The sequence below is a fragment of the Syntrophorhabdus sp. genome, from assembly GCA_012719415.1.
Classification (GTDB): Bacteria; Desulfobacterota; Syntrophorhabdia; order Syntrophorhabdales; family Syntrophorhabdaceae; genus Delta-02.
Genome location: JAAYAK010000242.1, coordinates 1 through 19860, shown reverse-complemented (window position 1 = coordinate 19860; position 19860 = coordinate 1). Strand labels below are relative to the sequence as shown.

Here is a 19860-nt window from a genome sequence, read left to right as displayed (position 1 = left end):
TCGTGGGACATGCTTCATGTTCCCGGATCCTTCACTCCACCAGGTTTGCACGAGCAACGATGATCGTGGATGATATCAGCATGGTATAATTGTTCCCTGAAAATGTCAACAGTGCTTGCAACACAAGGTTTTTAGACGGGGGTACGCTGCTGAAGAGAAGCGCCAGGGGCATAAAAAAAGGAGGGGGAAGAAGCGGGCCCGAAGGCCCGCTCCACGTGATCTATTTCTTTTTCGTTTTGGCCACCGGTTTCTTCTTGGCCGGTTTCGCGATCGCCTTGCCGTTGACCACAGCCTTCAGCGTTGCTCCCGCGGAGAACCTGGGAACCTTTTTCGCGGCTATCTTGATCTCTTTTCCTGTCCGGGGGTTTCTTCCCTTCCGGGCCGCACGGCTGGCAACAGAGAACGTACCGAACCCAACAAGGGTCACCTTGTCGCCTTTCTTCATTGCCTGTGTGATGCTGCCTGTGACCACCGCAAGTGCCTTTGCCGCTGCCGCTTTGGAGATCTTGATCTCTGCCGCGATCTTCTCAACTAACTCTGCCTTGGTCATACTTGATACCTCCTTGGATAAAGTATAGGTGTATCTATGATTAACAGACCAACATCCTGTGCCTGTACGATGTATCTTCGCTCAGTTGACCAATATGCGAGTAATAGTACTACAATTTTCCAACAATGCAAGCATTTTCTGTGTTTTATTGACGTAATGGAGGGACTGCATGCGACTTTGCGCCGGCCGGGCATTGCCGGGACGGAGGGATCAAGGTCGGCCCGAAAGTGCCGCTTGCTTTCCAGGAGCAGTCGCCTCTCCTGTATCTGCTTGTATATCGGCACCTTGGGAACGCGCGCTTCCTGCCAGTGTTCTCTTCATTGCCTTCTCCTTTTCTTCGTGAGATTGAACATGAACGGTGCATCGGTGTGTACGAGACCAGTCCCATCCTTTCCGGCGCCTCTCCATCTGTCCGTTGTCTGTCCGGCGCAGCAGAATGTACTCCGGATCATCTCAAGAGTTTCTTGTTCAGTTCCCGTTCCGTTCTCCGGCGCTCATATTCCTCGCGCTGCTGCTGGATCTTTTCAGCCCGTTCCTGATTTCTTCTCTGCATCTCCGCCTCACGCTCGAGTTGCCTGAGTTCCCGGGAGGTCCTCTGTCTTTCCATCTCCTTCTGGCGTTCTTCCTGGGCCTGGCGCATCGCCTCCGTCCTCTTTTCCGCTTCGGCGCGCTGCTGCTGAAACCTCTCCGCCCTCTCGGCATTTCTCCTTTCCATCTCCCACTGGCGGTCCTGGTTGACCGGAGGCTCCTGCGCGGCGGGTGCTCCAACCAGCTGCTCCCGGTGTTCGTAGCTGTAGTAGAGCGCTGTTTCCTTGTTGGCGTTAACGACGAAATATGCCGGCCTCCACCTCTGTTGCTCCCACTCGCTCCACACCATGTTCTGGACCACGTAGCGCTTCAGGTATGTATCGTAGGCCATGGTGGCCTTGCCGCGAAGCTTCGTGTTGTCGTCGATCCAGGAGTAGCCGTATTGACTCATCTCGGCGGCTATCTTCCTCCCCAGTTCGTTGTAGCTTTGCGTATAGGCGAAAGAGACGATAAACTGCCTGGTGTTGCCGGGTTGCTTCACGATCTCCACTATCTCGTCTATCCTGTTCTCCGATACAAGGAAGAGGATGTTCTTGTGAATGTCTTCAAAGACCCGGGTGGAGCTGCCCTTCTGGGTGAGGGTGATCTCGAGAACTGCCCGTCCATGGGGGCCGGTGGTCTGGTTCGTCTCCACCAGTTCAAGGTCTCGTGCCAGGTTGATATGTATGTACCGGGGGTCCGAGGTGGATGTGAGCGTCAGGTTCGCCGGGACAGCCAGCCCGTAACATCTCGCCAGGTACGTTTCAAGCACCTTCGCGGCCTCGCTCCTCGAGGGTTTGGACTCCCCGCACCCGGAAAGCAGGGCCAAACCGAAGACCCACAAGAATGCAAGAAATGATGCGACCAACGATCTTGAGCGTGTCATGGTGAGTGTCCTCCCCGATACTGGTCAGGTTCGTCTTTCAAGGGATTCCCCCGGCGCGGTCTCCGTGCGGCAGTACCTTTTCAACCCCCCCTGGCTACGGAGGGCGATATGTCTGCCGCGGGTCGGTGCCTGTCTTGTGTGTGGAATTCCGCGTCCTTGCTGCTACTATTTCTTAACTGACTTCTTAGCCTTATGCAATAGGAAAACTATCAATGAAGGACCAAACCTTCTCGAACAGAAACGCACCCGGTTCCGCTTCTGACCATATTCCACGGGATCGATCGAAGGGGAATGATTATGTCTTGAAAAGACCGGTGGAATGGCGTATAGAAATCACACCGTGAAGATCGACTTCCATACCCACGTCTGGCCCGATCGCGTGGCACACAGCACGGTTTCCGCGGTCTGCGAGCGGTCGGGGATCAAGGCAAGTTCCGACGGAACGCTGGAGGGGTTGAAAAGGTCCATGGCGGCCGCGGGGATCGATCTCTCCGTCGTGGCGGCCGTGGCGACAAAGCCGGAACAGGTGGGATCCATCCAACGATGGCTGACGGACATTCGACAGCCGGGCATTGAAACCCTGGCAGCGATGCATCCCGCGGACCCCCTGACCCTCACGCAGATGAAAGGGCTCAAGCAGCAGGGTTTTCGGGGTTTCAAACTCCATCCCGACTATCAGGATTTCTTCGTCGACGATCCTCGCATGTATCCCGTCTATGAGACGGTGGCGGAGGCGGGCATGTTCATTCTGTTCCATGCCGGGGTGGACCGGGGGCTTCCCTATCCGGTGCATGGGACACCGAAACGCCTCGCCGCGGTCCAGAAAGCGGTTCCGGAACTCCGCATGATCGCTGCCCACCTGGGAGGGGAAGACGCCTACGAGGAGACGGCGGAATATCTGCTGGGCAGGGACGTCTACCTGGACACCGCCTTCGTGCTGCGCCAGATGCCCGGAACGTTCCGGGAGCTCATTCTCAGGGAACATCCGGCGGACCGTTTGCTGTTCGCATCGGACAGTCCATGGATGGATCAGGGAGAAGAGCTCCGGTTCCTGCTGCAATTGCCCTTTCTGACGGATGCCGACAAGGAAAAGATCTGTTCCTCCAACGCGGCGCGGCTATTGGGACTGGAGGGCTGAGGAGAAGGGAGCTCTCTTCGATAACCGGAGGAGCAGACAGAACACCTCCTCTTATCTATCTATCTATCTATCTTCTGTCCGCACTCGGGGCAGAACTTCGCCGATGGGGAGATCTCGGCGGAGCAGGCCGGACAGGTGTTCTTCTGCGCCAGCTTGAAGCCGCACTCGGGACAGAACTTCGCGCCCTTCGTCTCGGCTCCGCATTGCGGGCATTTCAGTTGATGCGCGGTCTTGACATCCCTCTTTTTACCTTTTGCCACGCCGGTTCTGGCAGCCTCTTCCGTCGCGCCGAAGATCTCGCCCTGAATACGGGCCGCTTCGACCTCTGTTTGGACGTCAGGGGCACAGTTCAGACACAGCCCCGCGTCGCCGTTCCAGCACACATCGCAGACATACTGGTAGCAGCGCGCGCAGCGGTGGAAGTGGTGCGTGGCCTGCTCGATGGCCGCCTGAAAGGCCTCGTCCCGTGCCTTTCCGAAACCGGAGCGCGCCAACCCGTCGACGGCGTCCGCGGCTCCGCCCAGCAATCCGCCGAACATGCCCGAGGCCTTCTGGAGCCAACCCGTGGCCTGACCGCTCCGGAAAGGAACGAATTCCGTCCTCCATGTCTCGCTGCAGCGTTCGCAGAAGAACTCAAACTGGAAACCCGCGTTAACGCCCGTTTCGACGCAGAGGTCGTTGTAATTATCACTGAATCTCAACTCTTTCATGGTCTCTCCTTTCCACGGTCCTGACGACCCGTTGCAGTACCTCTGCTTGACGATGCCGGATCCGACGCCCGGTTGACCCCGCAAGAGAATGGAGGGTTCATGCTCTAACGCCGGAAGTGCACAGATTGTAGCACAACGTCCGGGGATGGACAATGGGTCGGTGCTTCCCTCCGGCCCCGTTACCTTCCCGGTCGGAAAGACTCTGTGACGGCCTCAAAGATTCCTGCATGTTTCGACCTTGTCCTGTCCTGGACAGACAGGCTTAGAACGTAGAAGCCCCGGTCATTTTCGTCGGGGACCACAACAAAGCGTTCGAAGAGGACCACCTTATCGGGGTTGAGGGTGCGTCCCCCGGTGTACCTGACGTTCGTTCGCTCGAAGGTCACGGCCGGCCTGCCCGCGATGGCGACAGGACGCACCTCTCCATGAGATCCACCTTCTGACGGAGGACCAGGGACGGGCTGGGAATGGCCCCGTATGAACTTGTCCATCGTCCTGTGCAGGAGATTTCCCGGAGCGTAATAGTGGAGGGAGATGGTCGGGGGCACGGGGCCGCCGTCGGATGGCCCGAAGAGAGTCACCCCGTAAACCTTCTTCTCCTCCTGGGAAAGTCCGAAACTCTGGTGATATTCGCTCCAGGCCCGGGGAACGGAGCACCTGAAGTAATTCCCCTGAGAGGTATATTCCCTGAATTCCGCTTGTTCATCGAGGGCGCGGCAGGTGAGGGGGTAAACGGCCATGGCGATGATGACAAGGATCGCGGACAGCCACCCGCCCATGATGCGGTTATCACTCATATACCCTCCGAAGCGTAAAATCCGGTCTTCCCGGAGAATGGGAACGTGCCATCCTCATTTCTACCACCATTGACGCGGTCCTGTCATTCCCGAATTGTCGATCGGAAGGACCCTTTGTTTTTTTGATTCCGTCCCCATCTTGACAAGCTCCGAAACTTGATTATATTTTTTTTCGAAACGCGTTGGCAGTGATGTGAAAGCTCTGAAAATAGTTGACGAAAATCGTCGTTTGCCGGCGATCTTACGAGGCTGTTCCCGGAGCTTTTTGATTGCCAATGGATGTTGGAACGAATCGAGAAAGGAGGAACGAACTATGTTTTTGCTGCGAAGACCTGATCATTGGCCCGCGTCGGGATGGAGAGATCCCTTCGAAGAATTGGAACGGATGAGACGGCAGATGGACCTGATGGGCAGCACTTTTTTCAGGGCCCCTTCGGGCGAGACCACAGCGGGTGTCTTCCCCATGATGAACGTTACCGAGGACAAGGATACCTACTACGTGCGCGCCGAGCTTCCCGGTATGAAGGCCGAAGAGCTTGTCATCTCCGTGACGGGCAACTCCGTCTCCATCTCGGGGGAGAGAAAGCTCTCCGCCGAAGACGACAAGGCCCAGTATCACCGCAGGGAGAGAGAGGCGGGGACATTCAACCGGATCGTGAGCCTGCCTGCCCAGATCGAATCGGAGAAGGTGGAGGCGCGCTGCGCCGACGGAGTTCTCACGGTCACATTGCCCAAAGCGGAAGCTGCAAAGCCGAAACGCATCGCCGTGAAGCTGTCCTGATCGGAAAGGAGGGATATACAATGACAGACGCGGAAAGCAAGGCCATTCAGGCGAAAGGCAAAACGGAAGCGGCCACACCGGCCGAGCAGACGAGGCCGGGGCTCGCGTTCACCCCGGCGGTCGACATATTTGAAACGGATAAGGAGATCACCCTGCTTGCCGACATGCCGGGCGTGAAGGCTGAGGATCTCCTCGTTGACCTCCACGAGAATGTTCTGACCCTCGATGGCAACGTGAGGCCTCCCGAATGCTCCGGCGAAGTGGACGTGTTCAGGGAGTACCGAACGGGAAAATACTACAGGCAGTTCACACTGTCGGAGATCATCGACCAGGCGGAGATAAAGGCCGGGCTTCAGGACGGTGTCCTCCGGTTGACACTGCCGAAGGTGAAGGCCGCCACACCGCGGAGGATAACGGTCAAGGGCCAATAATAGGGACCGCTCCGGAGATGCCCTTCACGCCGCGGGTCTCTCGGGACCGCGATTCACATGACGGGACGATAGGACAACCCCCCACGGAATCGGAAGTTGTGAAGGGTATCTCCGGGCCTTGCCCGGCTGGCCGCTAGAAATAAAGGTCGCGGGCCCCGTGGTCGATCTGGTCGAGGACCGCGGTCATTCTTGTCTTGAGAGACTTCTTCTTTACGTCCGACAGGAGCCTGTCGATGAGGTGAAGGCCCTTCTCCTTCGTTTCCGGAGAGGCAAAATCGAGCAGGTACTCCTTGAAGGTGAAGATCGCGTTGGGCATGCAGAACTCCTTTATGAGCCCCGGTTTGGCGAGGTCCATGAAGTCGTTCCCCACCCGGCCTTTCCTGTAACAGCCGGTACAGAAGGAGGGGATGTATTCCTTCTCGATGATGGACGATATGACCTCCTCGAGGCTCCGGTGGTCCCCGAGGGAGAACTGGCTTCCGTAATCGTGGTCTCTCCCCTTCGAATATGCCCCGGGGTTCGTGCGGGATCCGGCCGATATCTGGCTGACGCCATGGTTGAAAAGCTCTGTCCTCATCTCCTCGGTCTCCCTTGTGCTGAGGATCATGCCGGTGTAGGGAAGGGAGATCCTGATGATCGCGATGATCTTCTTGAAATCGTCATCGCTGACGGGGTAGGGGATGTTCTTCGTGAGCGGCGCGTTGTCGGCGGGTTCGATCCTTGGAAAACTTATCGTGTGGGGGCCGCAGCCGAAGACGGCCTCGAGGTGGTGCGCGTGCTCCATGAGGGCGAGGACCTCGAAGCGATAGTCGGCGAGCCCGAAGAGCACGCCCAGCCCCACGTCGTCGATCCCACCCTGCATGGCCCTGTCGAAGACCGTGAGCCTGTAATCGTAATCCGCCTTTGGCGTCCCGGCGGGATGATACTGCCTGTACAGCACCGGATCGTAGGTTTCCTGGAAGCAGACGTAGGTGCCGATCTTCTCCTTCTTCAACCTGCTGAAGTCTTCCACGGGAAGAGGGGCGATCTCGATGTTTATCCGGCGCACGTAGTTCCCCCTCTCGTCGCGGACGGCATAGGTCGTGCGGATCGCCTCGCACATGTAGTCCGTGCCGTTCCTCGCCGATTCGCCGCAGATGAGCAGGATCCTCTTGTGGCCGTCCTTAAGGAGCGATGCCACCTCGGCCTCGATCTCGGGCATCGTGAGGATGGTGCGCTTCAAGGACTTGTTGTCGCTGCGAAAGGCGCAGTAAAGACAGTTGTTGACGCAGACATTCCCGGTGTAGACGGGCGCGAAGAAGACGAGACGCCGTCCGTAGATATGCTCCTTGACGGTTCGCGCCGCCTCCATTATCCGGCGTATCTGGCCCGGGTCGCTGACCCGGAGAAGGGAGGCGACCTCCCGCTGGTCAAGGCCCTTGAACTGCAAGGCCTTGTTCAGGATGGCGTTCAGTTCGTTCTCTGACGGGGCCTTTTCCTCCATGAGGCTGTACAGTCTGTCCCTGTCGATGAAGGGCTTTTCTTTCTCGTGACGGTCCATGTCTATTCTCCTTATCAGCCGTCAGACGCGAGACGCCGCTCTTGTGTCTCACTGCTCACGGTATTTTGTGAGAATAGATCTTACCTCCACTCCTTCGAGCTTTCCGATCTTGCCGGTAAGGGCGTTGATCCGGTCCGTGTCTCCTTCGATGACGAGAGAGATGATGTTGATGCCGTGGTCGCGGATGGGGATCCCCTGTCTTCCCAGGATGATCTCCGAATGCTCCGTGAGCAGGGTGTTGACCCTGGGCACGCTCGTCTTGTTCGTCAGAAGGATGAGAATTGCACCAAATCTCTTTTCTATCGGACCTTCTCCTCTAGATCAGAATGAACGTTGATACTTCGAAAGAGATAAAATCTATTTCTCAGTCCTTCACACTATAACGCACAACGGGATAGCGCGCAAATGTTTTTTCATCGCGGCCGCCGGTACGCGCAGAGGTCGCATGCGTTCTATTCCGGTTTGGTCAGGCGCCGCATCGTGCAGTTGTAAGAAACGATCTGCCAGGCGATGAGGAGCAGGATGATCGCGGAACTGGAGACAGGCAGTCCGTCGTAGGAGAACACATCGTATCTTCTGAGGGCTGCATCGGTCCTGTTCGCCTCGAAATTTTTGAGGAGGGAGAACTTGAGGCCCAGGGAAAACCCGCGGGTCTTTCCGTCGAGTGCCTGCTCGGGCGGCAGTTTGAAAAAGGATACCTGAAAGCAGGACAGGCAGAAGAGAACGATCAGGATGGCGAGCGAGGTCATGAGCGTTGTCTTCGTGGCCCTGCCCGTGAGGAGGGCCTCGCGTTCGTCACGCTCCCTCATGAAGGTCAGTCTGGCGAGCACCCTGTCGCGGAATGTCTCCGATAGGATCAGCCGGACGCCCAGGTAGATGGAAAGGAGCATCCAGAGGGCATAGGCGAACCCGCTGGCGTTGTACACCGCCCTCATCGGTGCGGCTGCGAGCCCCGTATCGAAGATATGGTTGAAAAAGGCCCCTGCCGCCAGAACGGGAAGCCCCCAGAGGAACACCTTCAACATGATCGGATCCAGTCTTTTCATTTCTCTTCCTCCTCAACGGAAAAAATGTCATTGATATCTCTTTTGAAATACCGGGCAATGCGGAAGGCAAGCCCCAGGGAAGGGTTGTAGTCACCCTTCTCGATGGCGACAATGGTGGCCCGCGTTACCCCGACCTCTTTCGCCAGCTTTTCCTGGGTGATGCGATGCTCCGCACGCAATACGTTCAACCGGTTGATGATCCTTAACGGCTCGCATGATCTTCCCATTTCTCCCACCTGAAGTATAGTTAATATTACTTATAGTACAGTTGATATTACATAATGTCAAGTGAATTATGCATACAAAAGCGTGGAAAGTGGATCGCAGCCTCCTGACCGGGAGAGATGGAGGAGAGGCATGGGTGCCGGCGCTCGTCCGGAAGTATTGATGCAGGTCCGGGACAGATGGGCGGTGTTCGGATAAGGTGTCATAACGCCTCGAGTGAATATATCTCCCCGATAGCTTTCCGGTCCCTTGTCGAGTCCGGTTGGTCCCATCATTGTGGTGCCCGGTGTCCCGGCCTGACAGACTATTCCCACAGTATCGGGTCCGGTGGACGTTTTTCAGGTGGTTTGCGATCTCTCAAGTATTCCGACAGGCAACAAACGGGTGTTTGACACGCAGTATGGGCAGTGTGCCGGCTCGACGGGCGCGGGGCGAAGGCTTCGCACAATCTTGAGAGGGCAGGCCTCACCGGCCGATGCAGAAAAAAGAGAGAGGTGATGCGCGTATGGCAAAAAAACCAGCCAATCTTCTTTACGGTGTCGACGACCGGCCCCCGGCCGGTGTCTGCGTGGTGCTGGCGATCCAGCATATCTTCTTCCTGACGGGCGGTTTCATCGTGGTGGCCATTGTCATGGGTGAGATGGGCTGCAGTCCCGAGCTCATACGCAACGTTGTGTCCATGACAATGATCGCGGGCGGCATAGCAACGATCCTCCAGGCCCTGAACCGCGGCCCCGTGGGCAGCGGCTACCTCTGCACCGAGGGTACGGACCCGAGCTTCCTCTCCATCTCCATCCTGGCAGGCAGCGTGGGCGGATTGCCGCTTATCTTCGGCATGACCATCGTCTCCGGCGTCATCGAATGCCTGCTGTCGCGGGTCATGCACCGTCTTCGCGTCATCTTCCCCCCTGACGTCGCCGGGGTGGTGCTCACCATGGTGGGTCTTAACATTGTCCCCATCATGATCCTCGACTTCATGGGCGTCAAGGACAGGGTGAGTCCCGTCGAGACGGCGAACGTTCTCGTCGCGTCGATCACCCTTGCCATCATGGTGGGTATGAGCGTGTGGGGCAAAGGCAAGCTGCGTCTCTACTCTGTCATTGTGGGCATTGCGGGCGGTTACGCGGCCTCCATCCTCCTCGGGGTGCTGACGGTAGCACAGATGCGTGAGGTGATCGATGCGCCGGTGGTTTCCGTGCCTGACTTCTCGCATGTCAGCTATTCCTTCGACCCGGCACTTATCATCCCCATGGTGATCGTCACCCTGGCCTCCACCCTGAAATCCGTCGCCTCTCTCACCATGTGCCAGAAGGTCAACGACACGGCCTGGGTCCGCCCGGACCTCGTCAATATCGGAAAGGGCACCCTGGCCGACGGGCTTGCCTCCATCATCGGCGGTGGGTTGGGGGCCCTGGGAAAGTCCCTCTACGCCGCCAGCGTCGGTCTCACGGTGGCCACCGGCGCGACGAGCAGGATCATCGCCTGGTATATCGGGTTCATCTTCATCGCGCTGGCTTTTCTGCCGAAACTGGCGGCGGTCTTCAGTATCATGCCAAAGCCAGTCATGGGCGGGGCCATGGTCTATATGGTCGCCTTCATGGTGATCTCCGGCATTCAGATGATGACCTCCCGGATGATCGACAACCGCAAGACCTTTGTCATCGCTGTCTCCCTCATGTTCGGCATGAGCGTGGACATATTCCCCGACCTGTACCGCCACGCCCATCCCTGGCTGCAGCCCTTCCTCAGCTCCTCCCTGACGGTGACCACGGTGCTCGCCATCGGCCTCAACCTCATCATGCGCATCGGGATCTCCCGACGCGCGACCCTGAAGCTGACCTCCGGTGAACATTCCTCGGATACAATGTTCCGGTTCATGGAGAATCTTGGGGCCGGCTGGGGGGCCCGAAAGGACGTTGTCTACAGGGCGGTTGCCGCCATGAACGAGTTTGCGGAGGCCATTGTCCATTGCGGAATGGAGGGAAGGCAGATCGTCATGTCCGCCATCTTCGATGAACTCAGCCTGGATATCCGGATCACCTACGAGAACCCGCCGGTGGAATTTCCCGGGGAGCGTCCCGACATGGCTGCCATCGTCGAGGACCCGGAGGCGCTCGCCCGCATGTCCGGATTCCTCGTCCGCCATTACTCGGACCGGATGAAAGTGTCCCGGGAAGGCGAGCGGACAAGGGTGGACCTCCACTTCGACCATTGAGGGAGGCCCTTTTCAAAAACGAATCCCTTCTGCCGGAGATCCGGGTTTCAGTGCAACCCGGGTCCGTCCGCTCCCGGGAAACAACTTGACAGAGTCCCCGCAGATGTGGGGATGATAATGATGCGGGAGGGCTGGCCATGACCTTTGAGGATTGTCTTCGATACATTGCAAGGATCCCTGACGGTTTCCTTGCAACGGTGGAGGGTGAGAGGCCGCACGTGCGTCCCATGACCGTGTGGCTCGCGGACTCGAGCGGGATCTATTTCTACACCTCCGCGGTCAAGCCTCTTGCGTCACAGCTTCTGGCAAACCCGAATGTCGAGATCGCTTTTCACCAGCCGGGCATGCCTCCCGATATCGGCACGGTGCTTCGGATCGCCGGCAGGATGGAACTCGTGGAGGACATGAACATTCGCGCGAGGCTTTATGAGACGTTCGACTGGTTGAAGCAGATAGGCACGGGAACCCCCGATTCCCCTACTATCCTGGTCTTCAGGATATCCTCGGGACGATTCAATCTCTGGTCCTGGGAGAACAACGTCAACCCCGGGCCATGGGTAGATTTTCCCGCGTGAGGCGATTGGCCCGCCGGCTCTCTCCTTATGGTAACCCTCTTGCGAACGCCATGATCGCCTCCGCGGATTCCGCCGGTCTTGTCTGCAGCAGGCAGTGCGGCGCGTCGAGTCTCACAAGCTCGAAAGAGGCAAAGCGGGACCTGAACCAGTCGGCCGCACTGGCGGGGACCACCCGGTCCTGTGTCGCCTGAAGGTAAAGACAGGGGACGGCGAAGCGGTCATCGGGGGACGGGTATCCGGCAGCGATAAGCCTCGCCCGTTGCCTGAGCCCCGCGGGTCCCATCTGCAGCAGGGATTCGCGCAGCATGTTTTCCAGGGTCCTGTCGGCATAGGAGTGAAAGAAGAAGACGTTGAGAAGCCACGCGGGCAATCTTTTTGCCAGGAATGGTGCCCCGGGGATCGAGGCGGCGGTACGGATCAGGAAGGGATGAAGAGGTTCCGCGAAAGTGGCACTGAAGATGACCCCTTTGACGCGGGCGGGTCTCTCGTGCAGCAGAGTCAGCGCGACGAGACCGGAGAACGATTCGGCAACAAGGACGGTGTTTTCACCGGTAAGCCGGGCGGCGACGAAGTCGGCGTGGTCTTTGAGGGAGAGGCCCTCATCATCGGGATAGGTTATGACGGTTCGCGGGACATCCGGCGGCAGTGCCCGGGTGAGCGGCCCGAAACATACCCCCGTGCCGTCGAGGCCGGGCATGAGGATGAGCCGTGCGGCACCGGGATTGACCATCACGTGCCTGAGCTCTTCAGGACGTTCCTGATCCCGTCGCAGAGAAGCCTGGACATCTCTTCCCTCGTTTCCCTTGTCGCTGAACCAAGGTGGGGAAGGAGGACCGTCCGCGGTGCCCCGCGCCACTCGTCATCTATGTCCGGCTCGTTCTCGTAGACGTCGAGGCCCACGCCGCCGATCTTACTGCCATGGAGCAATTCGATCGCTGCCTTCTCATCCATGATCCCGCCGCGCGCCGTGTTGATGATGAAGGCCCCTTCGGGGAGGAGCGCCAGCTTCTGGCGGCTGAGGAGCCCGCGTGTCCGGTCCGTCAGCGGACAATGCAGGGACAGCACGTTGCTCGAACGCAGCAGGTCATCGAGCGGCAGGCGCCGGGCCGTCTCTGCCCCGAGGTCCACCGGCTCGCCGGTGCCTTCGCGGTCCCAGAAGACGACCTCCATGCCGATGGCCCGGACGCGCCTGCCGAAGGCACGGCCGATGGGGCCGGAGCCGAGGATCCCGCAGGTCTTCCCCGCGAGGCCCGATCCCAGGAGAAGATCGGGGGCCCAACCTTTCCACTCCCCGGACCGCACGAGCGCCTCGCCTTCACGCACCCGCCGGGTGAGTGCCATAAGGAGCGTCAGCGCCAGGTCGGCCGTTGCATCCGTCAACACGCCCGGCGTGTTCACGACGTGGATGCCCCGTGCTTCGCAATGGTCCCGGGGAAGGTGGTTCGTGCCCACGGAATATGTGCCGATGACCTTGAGGTTCCCGCAGGGTTTCAGGTCAATCTCCGTCAGGGGTTCGGACAGGAGGACGACAAGCGCCTGCGCTCCGGGGAGCGCCTCCGTCCAGGCGGCGGAGCGGTAAGGAGCAATTCGCAATTCAGGAAAGTCGCGGCCGAGGTTTTCGACATGTCGACCTATGAGGAGTGACGTGCTGAGGATGCGGATGCTCATTCCGGGAGCTCCTCCTTTTTGGGAAGTATTCTTGTGAGAGAGAGTGTAGTGACAACGATCTGTCGTGTCAAGACAATCCCGTAATGCCGGAAGTCCCCCCGGAACTGGCGGACCCTGTCTCCTGCGCACTCTCGCGCGGAAAGCATGCCTTGCTTTCCGTAGAGACAGGGAATAACATAGAACGTAGCGGTGGACTTCACATGGCAGGAACAGAACGGGCACTCATAGATTTTCTCCTCGATTCCCGAAACTATCCCGAGAGGACGCGTGCCGTCTCTCACCTGGAAACACACATATCCCATGTTTTCGTCGGGGACAGGTTCGTTTACAAGGTCAAGAAGCCGGTGAATTTCGGTTTTCTGGATTTTTCAACGTTGAGAAAACGGCACTTTTTTTGCGAGCAGGAGGTGCTTCTAAACTCCCGTCTGGCAAAAGGCATCTACCTCGGCGTGGTACCCCTGTACAGGAGCGGGGGCGGATTCAGCTTTGCTTCAGAGGGAGATGGACGGCCGGTGGAGTACGCGGTGAAAATGAAGCGTATTCCCCTCGACAGGCTGCTTTTCAAGCTGATCGGTGAAGGAAGGCCCCTGTATGGTTCGCTGGAGGACGTGGGCAGGACCCTCGCCGGGTTCCACGAGGGTATCGTTCCATACAGGGGCGCGAGGTTCGGGGGTGTCGAATCCGTGATCGCCGCCACGGAGGAGAATTTCGAGCAGATACGGCCCTACACGGCGCTGACCGTTGGCAGAAAGACCCTTGCGTCGATCGAGAGATATACGAGGACGTTCATAACCGGCCACAGGGCACGGTTCACCGAAAGAAAGAAGAACGGGTTTATCCGGGACGGCCACGGGGACCTTCACTGCCAGCATGTTTGTCTTGAACACCCTCCGGTCATATTCGACTGCATCGAGTTCAACAGGGGTTTCCGGACGATAGACATCCTCGAGGACATAGCCTTTCTCTTCATGGACCTCGAATACCGGGGGAGGTTCGACCTCTCCGCCAGGCTCCACAAGGCCTACTTTGCCCGCCTGCCGAAGGCCCTCGATGAGGAATTGCTCAGGTTCTACAAGGTCTATCGCGCTGTCGTCCGGGGGAAGGTGGAGGGGTTTGCCGCGAGGGGAGTGGAGGACGCGTCGGAAAGGGAGAGGGCGGTGGCCAGGGCCCGGGACTACTTCGGCCTTGCCGGCCACTATATCAGTCATTTCAAGAAGCCCTTCAATCCCATCGTCTTCATGGGCCTGTCGGGATCGGGTAAATCGACGATCGCGAGGGATTTCTCGCCTAACGCGGTGATCCTCCGGTCCGACGAGATGAGGAAGGAGATAACGGGTGTCGGAAGAGGCAGGCACGCGTACAGCTCCTTCGGAGAGGGGATCTACACCTCCGAGCTCACGAACCGGATCTATTGCCTGATGCTCGAGCGGGCGGTGGAGTGCGCGAGGATGGGCAGGAAGGTGATCGTTGACGCGACCTACCTCAAGGCGGAGCAGAGACAGGATTTCCACGAAACCTGCATCGCCGAGGGCCTGAACCCCTTCTTTATCCACTGCTTCGCCGGTGAGACCGTCCTGAAGGACAGGATCAGAAAGAGGATGGAGGCGGGTACGGATGTTTCCGACGCGGACATCGCCGTTCTCGAGCACCAGCTCGAACACCTTGAGGACCCGGAAGAGCTTCCGAGCTACCGCACCCTTCGCATCAACACCGAGGACGCTATCCATGACATAGTCCACGCGCTGAGGGAGTTCCTGTAGGGATGGTGCCTTCCCGGGGGAAGACAGGGGGTGTGGAAAAAGGGCCGCGGAAGTACTATACTCACATAAGCTCCGCTTTATGGAGGTGACACAGGATGTTTGGCATCGAGTACGAATGTAAGGACTGCGGCCGCGCCTTCCGGGTGGATGAAGAGGAGAAGAGGGAGCCGAGGTGCCCGGGCTGCGAAGGCGGGAATGTGACGATAAGGCAGGCCCGTCCGTTGCCGCAATGGATCATGCGCAAGAAAGAGGCCGTGCCGACCTGAAAGTAGAAAAAGGGTGGCGTTGCCATTCGTGAAGGTCTTCGATCAGGACAAATCTCGCATGGAAATAAGGATCAGGAGAGTGGGTTCGAGCACCCTGACGGGCAACGCGCCGGGAAGGGTGAACACATACAGGGTCGATCAGGACGGCAGGGAATTTCTGCTTACCCGGACCTCCCACACGCTTGAGAGCAACATCGGCATTGCCGGGCAGAGGGGCATCCTCTACGTGGAGAGCGGGGATAATAAGGTCCACCACCAGGTGGTGGCCCCGAGCGGGGCCTGCGGACTCAACACCGATGACGAGGTGGTTGAAGGGCTCTCGCCCCTCGCGCTTCGCGCTGTGCTCATGGTGGACCAGTGCGATGAGCAGGGCGAGATCACGATAACAAGAGAAGAATAGCAGGGTGTTCCGATCGAACACGCGGAAACGGTGCCCGCCCGAGAGGCCCCGATCGAGGCATGGCGGGGACACCCTTGAGACGGAAGGAATATGGACGGAAAAGACTATTACGAGGTTCTCGAGATAAGCGTCGAGGCCACGGACAGGCAGGTCAAGGAGGCGTACCGGAGGCTCGCGTTCCAGTATCACCCGGACAGGAACGGGTCGGATCCCGGCGCCGTGGATCGGATGAAGAGCATAAACGAAGCATATGCCGTTCTGTCCGACCCGGTGAAGAGACAGCGGTATGACAGCCTGAGGCAAAGTTGCGGCACCTCCGCCTACGACAGGTTCCGCGAGGGTTACTCGGAGAACGATATCTTCCGCGGGTCCGACATCGATCAGATATTCGAGGAGATCTCCCGCTCCTTCGGTTTCAGGGGATTCGAAGACATATTCAGGGAGGTCTACGGCTCCGGCTACCGGACCTTCGAGTTCAGGAACGGCGGTGTTTTCGGTAAAGGTTTCATATTTACCGGCCGCATGGGCCAGGGTGCCTTCCGGTCCGGCGCCAAACCGGGCATCGGCTCCCGCATCCTGGGAAAGCTGGCGGGATATGCCCTGAAGAAGATGACCGGGATCGGGTCCGACAACGGAGGTGACCGGCACGACTCCCTGAGGCTCACCCCGGAGCAGGCGAAGAACGGGGGCAAGGTGCCCTACACGGACAAAGGAAGCTCGCGGAGCATCCTCATCACCGTTCCTCCCGGTGTCTCCCCCGGGCAGATGATCCGTCTCAAAGGAGTGGGATCACCGGGTGGACCCTTCGCGGCGCCCGGAGACCTCTACCTGCACGTGGAGATCTCGAAGCCCTTCTTCCAGAAGATCAGGAGTCTCCTCAAAGAGAAGGCGGATTGACCGCGTTCTACTTTTCCCGGGGGAAAGGCCAGGCCATGATCCCGCCTTCCATGACCTTCACGTTCTTCCAGCCGCGTGCCTCCAGGAGGCGGGCCGCCTCGTAGCCGCGCAGGGATATCTTGCAGTAGCAGACGATCTCGGAGTCCCTGTCCTGGGGTATCTCGTCGAGACGTTTTCTCAACATCCCGATCGGTATCAGCGTCTCTCCTATGCCGAGCCGCATTTGTTCGTACTCATCGGGGCCACGCGTGTCGAGGAAGAAGACCTTTTCCTTCCTGTCGATCTTTTCTTTTACCTCGGCGCATGATATCCCCTTCATGAAGCCCCGCAGTTTGTTCTGGACGATGTGTGCCGCCGCGATCCCATGGTCTATGGCGAGGGAGAAAGGCGGCGCGTAGGGCAGATCGGCGTTGACCATGTCTTCCACCGTCAGCCCGCCCTTGATCGCCATCGCCCACTGGGCGACCTGTTTGCTCACGTCGCCCAGGCCGACGCACTGCGCGCCGAGGATCCTGCCCGAAGGCTTGTCGACAACGACCTTTGTGACGAGTATCTTTCCTTCCATGAAACCCGGCTTGTCGGGACTTGCGTTGATGGCGGTCTCGATCTCGTTGAAACCCGATTCCCGGGCCGCCCTTTCCGACAGGCCTGTTGAACCTGCCGTGTAATCGAAGACCTTGCAGATGCCGGTCTGGATCGTCCCCGGGAAGGTCGCGTGGTCGCCGAGTATCGCGTTCTCCCCCGCCACCCGTCCCTGCAGGTTTGCAAGGTCGCCATAGGGGGCGAGGACCTTCTTGCCGGTGATGAGGTTCGTGACCTCGACGCAGTCGCCCACGGCATAGATATCGGGATCGGAGGTCCGCATGTGTTTGTCGATCGTGATACCTCCGGTCTGCCCGATCTCGAGGCCCGCCTCTCTGGCAAGCTTCACGTTGGGTCTCACCCCGATTGCCACGACGGCGAGCTCGCAGGGAAGCTCCGTCCCGTTGCTGAGCTTGACGGCGGTGAGCCTGCCGTCCTCGCCCAGGAAGGCTGCGAGGCCGTTCCGGGTTATCACGTTGGCGTTCTTGCTTTTCACGTGGTTCTCGACGAGCTTTGCCATTTCCCAGTCAAGGAAGGTGAGGAGCTGGGGCAGGAGTTCCACCACGGTGATCTCCATTCCGGCAAGCTCGAGGGCCTCGCTCGTTTCGATGCCGATCAGGCCCCCGCCGATGATGACGGCCTTCTTGATCTTTCCCTCGTCCCGCACCTTTCTGAGATAATCCGCGTCACGCATCGATTGCAGGGTGGTTATACCCGAAAGCTCCGTGCCGGGGACAGGAGGAAGCCTGGGGATCGAACCTGTCGCGATCACGAGTTTGTCGTATTCTATCGCTGTCACTTCATCGGACCTCATGTCCCTTACTGTCACGGTCCTGGCCTTCCGGTCGATGCCGATCGCCTCGGTCTCTGTCTTCGCGATTATGCCCTTGGCGTTGATGTAGAACCTGGGGTCCCGGGTGACGCCCGTGGGCGTGCTGAGCAGCATGTTCCTGTCATCGAAGAAGCCGCCCACATAATAAGGATATCCACAGGATGCCATGGAGAGATCGGGGTCCTTCTGTATGATCGCGATCTCCGCCTCCTCATCCATTCTGCGAGCCCGTGCCGCAGCCTTGGGACCGGCAGCCGATCCGCCGATCACCACGATCCGTTTTGTCTTACCCATGATGTCCTCCTTGTCGTGACCGGGGCAAGGCTCCTGATCATCCCTGACCCGGCGGATCACATTTTCGTTGGCCACCTTTCGAAACCGGTTCCGTCAGTGTTCATGATATATCCACATAACCTCAAAAGCAAGCATGGCGGTTGAATGGGCGTGTTGGCCTGCGTGAATCAACGGGTTCATTCCCGATCAAGACCTACCCGGGCTTGACGTTCCCCATGGTCCGGAACCGGCAATTGACGTTTGAGGGGCCGAGGGGTATAGTCTTGGTTAGTTGCCCCAGGGGCGACATCACAGCGAATAAGAGGACGAGATGATGGAAAGGGAACGGAGGATCGCCGCGGCGGCGGAAACCATGGATTTGTTTGCGGAACTTACAGGGCTCACGACGAAGGGGGAGTCTCAGAGGCGGTATTTGTGGACGGACGCGTATGGGGTCTGCAACCTTCTCGGGCTCTACCGGGAGACCGGGGACGTCGCTTACAGAGATCTTGCGCTGAGGCTGGTGGACGAGGTGCACCATGTACTCGGCAGGCACCGCAAGGGCGACGCGAGGCAGGGCTGGATCAGCGGGCTTGGCGATACGGAGGGTGAAGACCATCCGACGGCGGGGGGCCTGAGGATCGGCAAGAAACTCGCCGAACGCGGCCCCGACGAGCCCCTCGACGAGAACGGGGAGTGGGACAGGGACGGGCAGTACTTCCATTACCTCACGAAGTGGATGCACGCGCTCAACCTGGTCACCCGCGCCACCGGCGAATTCACGTACAACAGGTGGGCCATGGAGCTGGCGAAGGCTGCGCACCGCGGGTTTGTCCACACCGTTCCCGGAACGCGGACAAGGCGGATGTTCTGGAAGATGAGCACCGACCTCTCCTACCCCCTTGTCGCCTCCATGGGGCACCACGACCCGCTGGACGGCCTCATCACCTTGATTCAGCTCGAAGCGACGGGGATGGCGGACCCTGACAGGCAGGAACACCTCAGCCTCGCGGCCGAGATCGATGACCTCGCCGGCATCTGTGAGGGGAAGGATTGGCAGACAGATGACCTTCTCGGCCTCGGGGGCCTTTTGGCCGACGCATTCCGGGTGGCGCAGCTTTTCGTGAAGGGCGACATCGAGGGGTCCGATACACTGAGGGTGATCCTTGACGCCTCCCTGCCCGGCCTCAGGTATCCCGGCCGGGAGAACTTCCTTCACGCGCCCGCGCGGTTCCGTCTTGCCTTCCGGGAACTGGGGTTGTCGATCGGGTTTAACGCCCTCGAAAGACTGGAATCGCTCATCGGAGAGAACCGGGAGGCCTTTGCACAGGACCGGGACATAGCCATCCTCATGAAGACCCTCTGGAAGTACCTGCCCCTGGGAGAGAAGATCGAGACCTTCTGGCTCGACCCGGTCAATCAGAAGACCGACGTGTGGAAGGAACACCGCGACATAAACATGGTCATGCTGGCAACAAGCCTCGCCCCGGACGGATTCCTAACTCTCTAGCACGGTTCAAGCGGTTGCTATGATAAAAGTCAACAGTTAATGTCTACCAGCTCTCTTTTTCTTTCACCTCACATCTCTCTCGCACGAGGCCGATGACAGATCCACACTGTCGGCGGCCGAAGTGCCCTTCCCGTGGACCGACAACCGCGGGGACCGACAAAAGGGTGCTTTGCAAGCTGCTATTCGTGGTGTGACCACAGGGTGATACCTC

The 19860-nt window shown here is 58.9% G+C and carries 21 protein-coding genes; 10 read left to right on the top strand and 11 right to left on the bottom strand.

Translation table 11 applies throughout. The features are described from left to right. Positions 1-220: 220 nt before the first annotated feature. On the bottom strand, positions 221-550 hold the full coding sequence (locus GXX82_14455; GenBank protein ID NLT24238.1) for an HU family DNA-binding protein: 330 nt from the start codon (positions 548-550) through the stop codon (positions 221-223). 448 nt (positions 551-998) lie between these two features. After that, a complete protein-coding gene (locus tag GXX82_14450) occupies positions 999-2003 on the bottom strand; it encodes a hypothetical protein (GenBank protein NLT24237.1) in 1005 nt (334 codons plus the stop codon). 319 nt (positions 2004-2322) lie between these two features. Here GXX82_14450 and GXX82_14445 point away from each other — a divergent pair, with 319 nt between their 5' ends. Next, positions 2323-3141 carry an amidohydrolase family protein gene (locus tag GXX82_14445; protein ID NLT24236.1) on the top strand — a complete coding sequence of 273 codons (819 nt, stop codon included), beginning with the start codon at positions 2323-2325 and terminating at the stop codon, positions 3139-3141. Between the two features lie 59 nt (positions 3142-3200). On the opposite strand, the gene GXX82_14440 is transcribed toward GXX82_14445, so the two are convergent. Then, positions 3201-3851: a zinc ribbon domain-containing protein gene (locus GXX82_14440; GenBank protein ID NLT24235.1), complete on the bottom strand. Its 651-nt coding sequence runs from the start codon at positions 3849-3851 to the stop codon at positions 3201-3203. Between the two features lie 179 nt (positions 3852-4030). Then, positions 4031-4648, bottom strand: coding sequence for a hypothetical protein (locus tag GXX82_14435; protein NLT24234.1), 618 nt, complete (start codon positions 4646-4648; stop codon positions 4031-4033). A 313-nt stretch (positions 4649-4961) separates the two neighbouring features. Here GXX82_14435 and GXX82_14430 point away from each other — a divergent pair, with 313 nt between their 5' ends. Together GXX82_14430 and GXX82_14425 are read left to right on the top strand one after the other, a co-directional pair. Continuing rightward, entirely contained in the window at positions 4962-5429 is a 468-nt protein-coding gene (locus GXX82_14430; protein NLT24233.1) for an Hsp20/alpha crystallin family protein, read from the top strand. Between the two features lie 20 nt (positions 5430-5449). Next, the gene (locus tag GXX82_14425; GenBank protein NLT24232.1) at positions 5450-5860 is read left to right on the top strand and encodes an Hsp20/alpha crystallin family protein; all 411 of its coding nucleotides are present in this window, start codon (positions 5450-5452) and stop codon (positions 5858-5860) included. Between the two features lie 133 nt (positions 5861-5993). On the opposite strand, the gene hydG is transcribed toward GXX82_14425, so the two are convergent. From hydG to GXX82_14405, 4 genes are all read right to left on the bottom strand, one after another. Beyond that, positions 5994-7400, bottom strand: a complete 1407-nt coding sequence (gene hydG / locus GXX82_14420) for a [FeFe] hydrogenase H-cluster radical SAM maturase HydG (GenBank protein ID NLT24231.1) — start codon at positions 7398-7400, stop codon at positions 5994-5996. Positions 7401-7448: 48 nt separating this feature from the next. Next, positions 7449-7703 (bottom strand): CopG family transcriptional regulator, encoded by a 255-nt coding sequence (locus GXX82_14415; protein ID NLT24230.1) that lies wholly within the window; start codon positions 7701-7703, stop codon positions 7449-7451. A gap of 149 nt (positions 7704-7852) precedes the next feature. Continuing rightward, entirely contained in the window at positions 7853-8446 is a 594-nt protein-coding gene (locus GXX82_14410; GenBank protein NLT24229.1) for a hypothetical protein, read from the bottom strand. Beyond that, positions 8443-8673: a helix-turn-helix transcriptional regulator gene (locus GXX82_14405; GenBank protein ID NLT24228.1), complete on the bottom strand. Its 231-nt coding sequence runs from the start codon at positions 8671-8673 to the stop codon at positions 8443-8445. Before GXX82_14405 ends, GXX82_14410 begins: the two co-directional genes overlap by 4 nt. A 503-nt stretch (positions 8674-9176) precedes the next feature. On the opposite strand from GXX82_14405, the gene GXX82_14400 reads away from it, so the two are divergent. After that, the gene (locus tag GXX82_14400; protein NLT24227.1) at positions 9177-10886 is read left to right on the top strand and encodes a purine/pyrimidine permease; all 1710 of its coding nucleotides are present in this window, start codon (positions 9177-9179) and stop codon (positions 10884-10886) included. A 137-nt stretch (positions 10887-11023) separates the two neighbouring features. Then, complete coding sequence (locus GXX82_14395; GenBank protein NLT24226.1) at positions 11024-11461, top strand: pyridoxamine 5'-phosphate oxidase family protein; 438 nt, start codon at positions 11024-11026, stop codon at positions 11459-11461. Positions 11462-11486: 25 nt separating this feature from the next. Here GXX82_14395 and GXX82_14390 read toward each other — a convergent pair whose 3' ends face one another. Both GXX82_14390 and GXX82_14385 read right to left on the bottom strand, forming a co-directional pair. Beyond that, complete coding sequence (locus GXX82_14390; protein NLT24225.1) at positions 11487-12194, bottom strand: alpha/beta hydrolase; 708 nt, start codon at positions 12192-12194, stop codon at positions 11487-11489. Then, positions 12191-13129, bottom strand: a complete 939-nt coding sequence (locus tag GXX82_14385; protein NLT24224.1) for a D-glycerate dehydrogenase — start codon at positions 13127-13129, stop codon at positions 12191-12193. The genes GXX82_14390 and GXX82_14385 overlap by 4 nt, the downstream gene beginning before the upstream one ends. A gap of 200 nt (positions 13130-13329) precedes the next feature. On the opposite strand from GXX82_14385, the gene GXX82_14380 reads away from it, so the two are divergent. The 4 genes from GXX82_14380 (at position 13330) to GXX82_14365 (ending at position 16452) form a co-directional block, all read left to right on the top strand. Continuing rightward, positions 13330-14889 carry an AAA family ATPase gene (locus GXX82_14380; GenBank protein NLT24223.1) on the top strand — a complete coding sequence of 520 codons (1560 nt, stop codon included), beginning with the start codon at positions 13330-13332 and terminating at the stop codon, positions 14887-14889. 95 nt (positions 14890-14984) lie between these two features. Further along, positions 14985-15155 (top strand): hypothetical protein, encoded by a 171-nt coding sequence (locus GXX82_14375; GenBank protein ID NLT24222.1) that lies wholly within the window; start codon positions 14985-14987, stop codon positions 15153-15155. Between the two features lie 58 nt (positions 15156-15213). Continuing rightward, positions 15214-15555, top strand: coding sequence for a hypothetical protein (locus GXX82_14370; protein NLT24221.1), 342 nt, complete (start codon positions 15214-15216; stop codon positions 15553-15555). A 90-nt stretch (positions 15556-15645) separates the two neighbouring features. Further along, entirely contained in the window at positions 15646-16452 is an 807-nt protein-coding gene (locus GXX82_14365; GenBank protein ID NLT24220.1) for a DnaJ domain-containing protein, read from the top strand. Positions 16453-16459: 7 nt separating this feature from the next. Here the strand turns inward: GXX82_14365 and GXX82_14360 are convergent, their stop codons facing one another. Beyond that, positions 16460-18160: an FAD-dependent oxidoreductase gene (locus GXX82_14360; GenBank protein NLT24219.1), complete on the bottom strand. Its 1701-nt coding sequence runs from the start codon at positions 18158-18160 to the stop codon at positions 16460-16462. A gap of 313 nt (positions 18161-18473) precedes the next feature. On the opposite strand from GXX82_14360, the gene GXX82_14355 reads away from it, so the two are divergent. Next, positions 18474-19649 (top strand): hypothetical protein, encoded by a 1176-nt coding sequence (locus GXX82_14355; GenBank protein ID NLT24218.1) that lies wholly within the window; start codon positions 18474-18476, stop codon positions 19647-19649. The last annotated feature ends 211 nt before the right edge of the window (positions 19650-19860 follow it).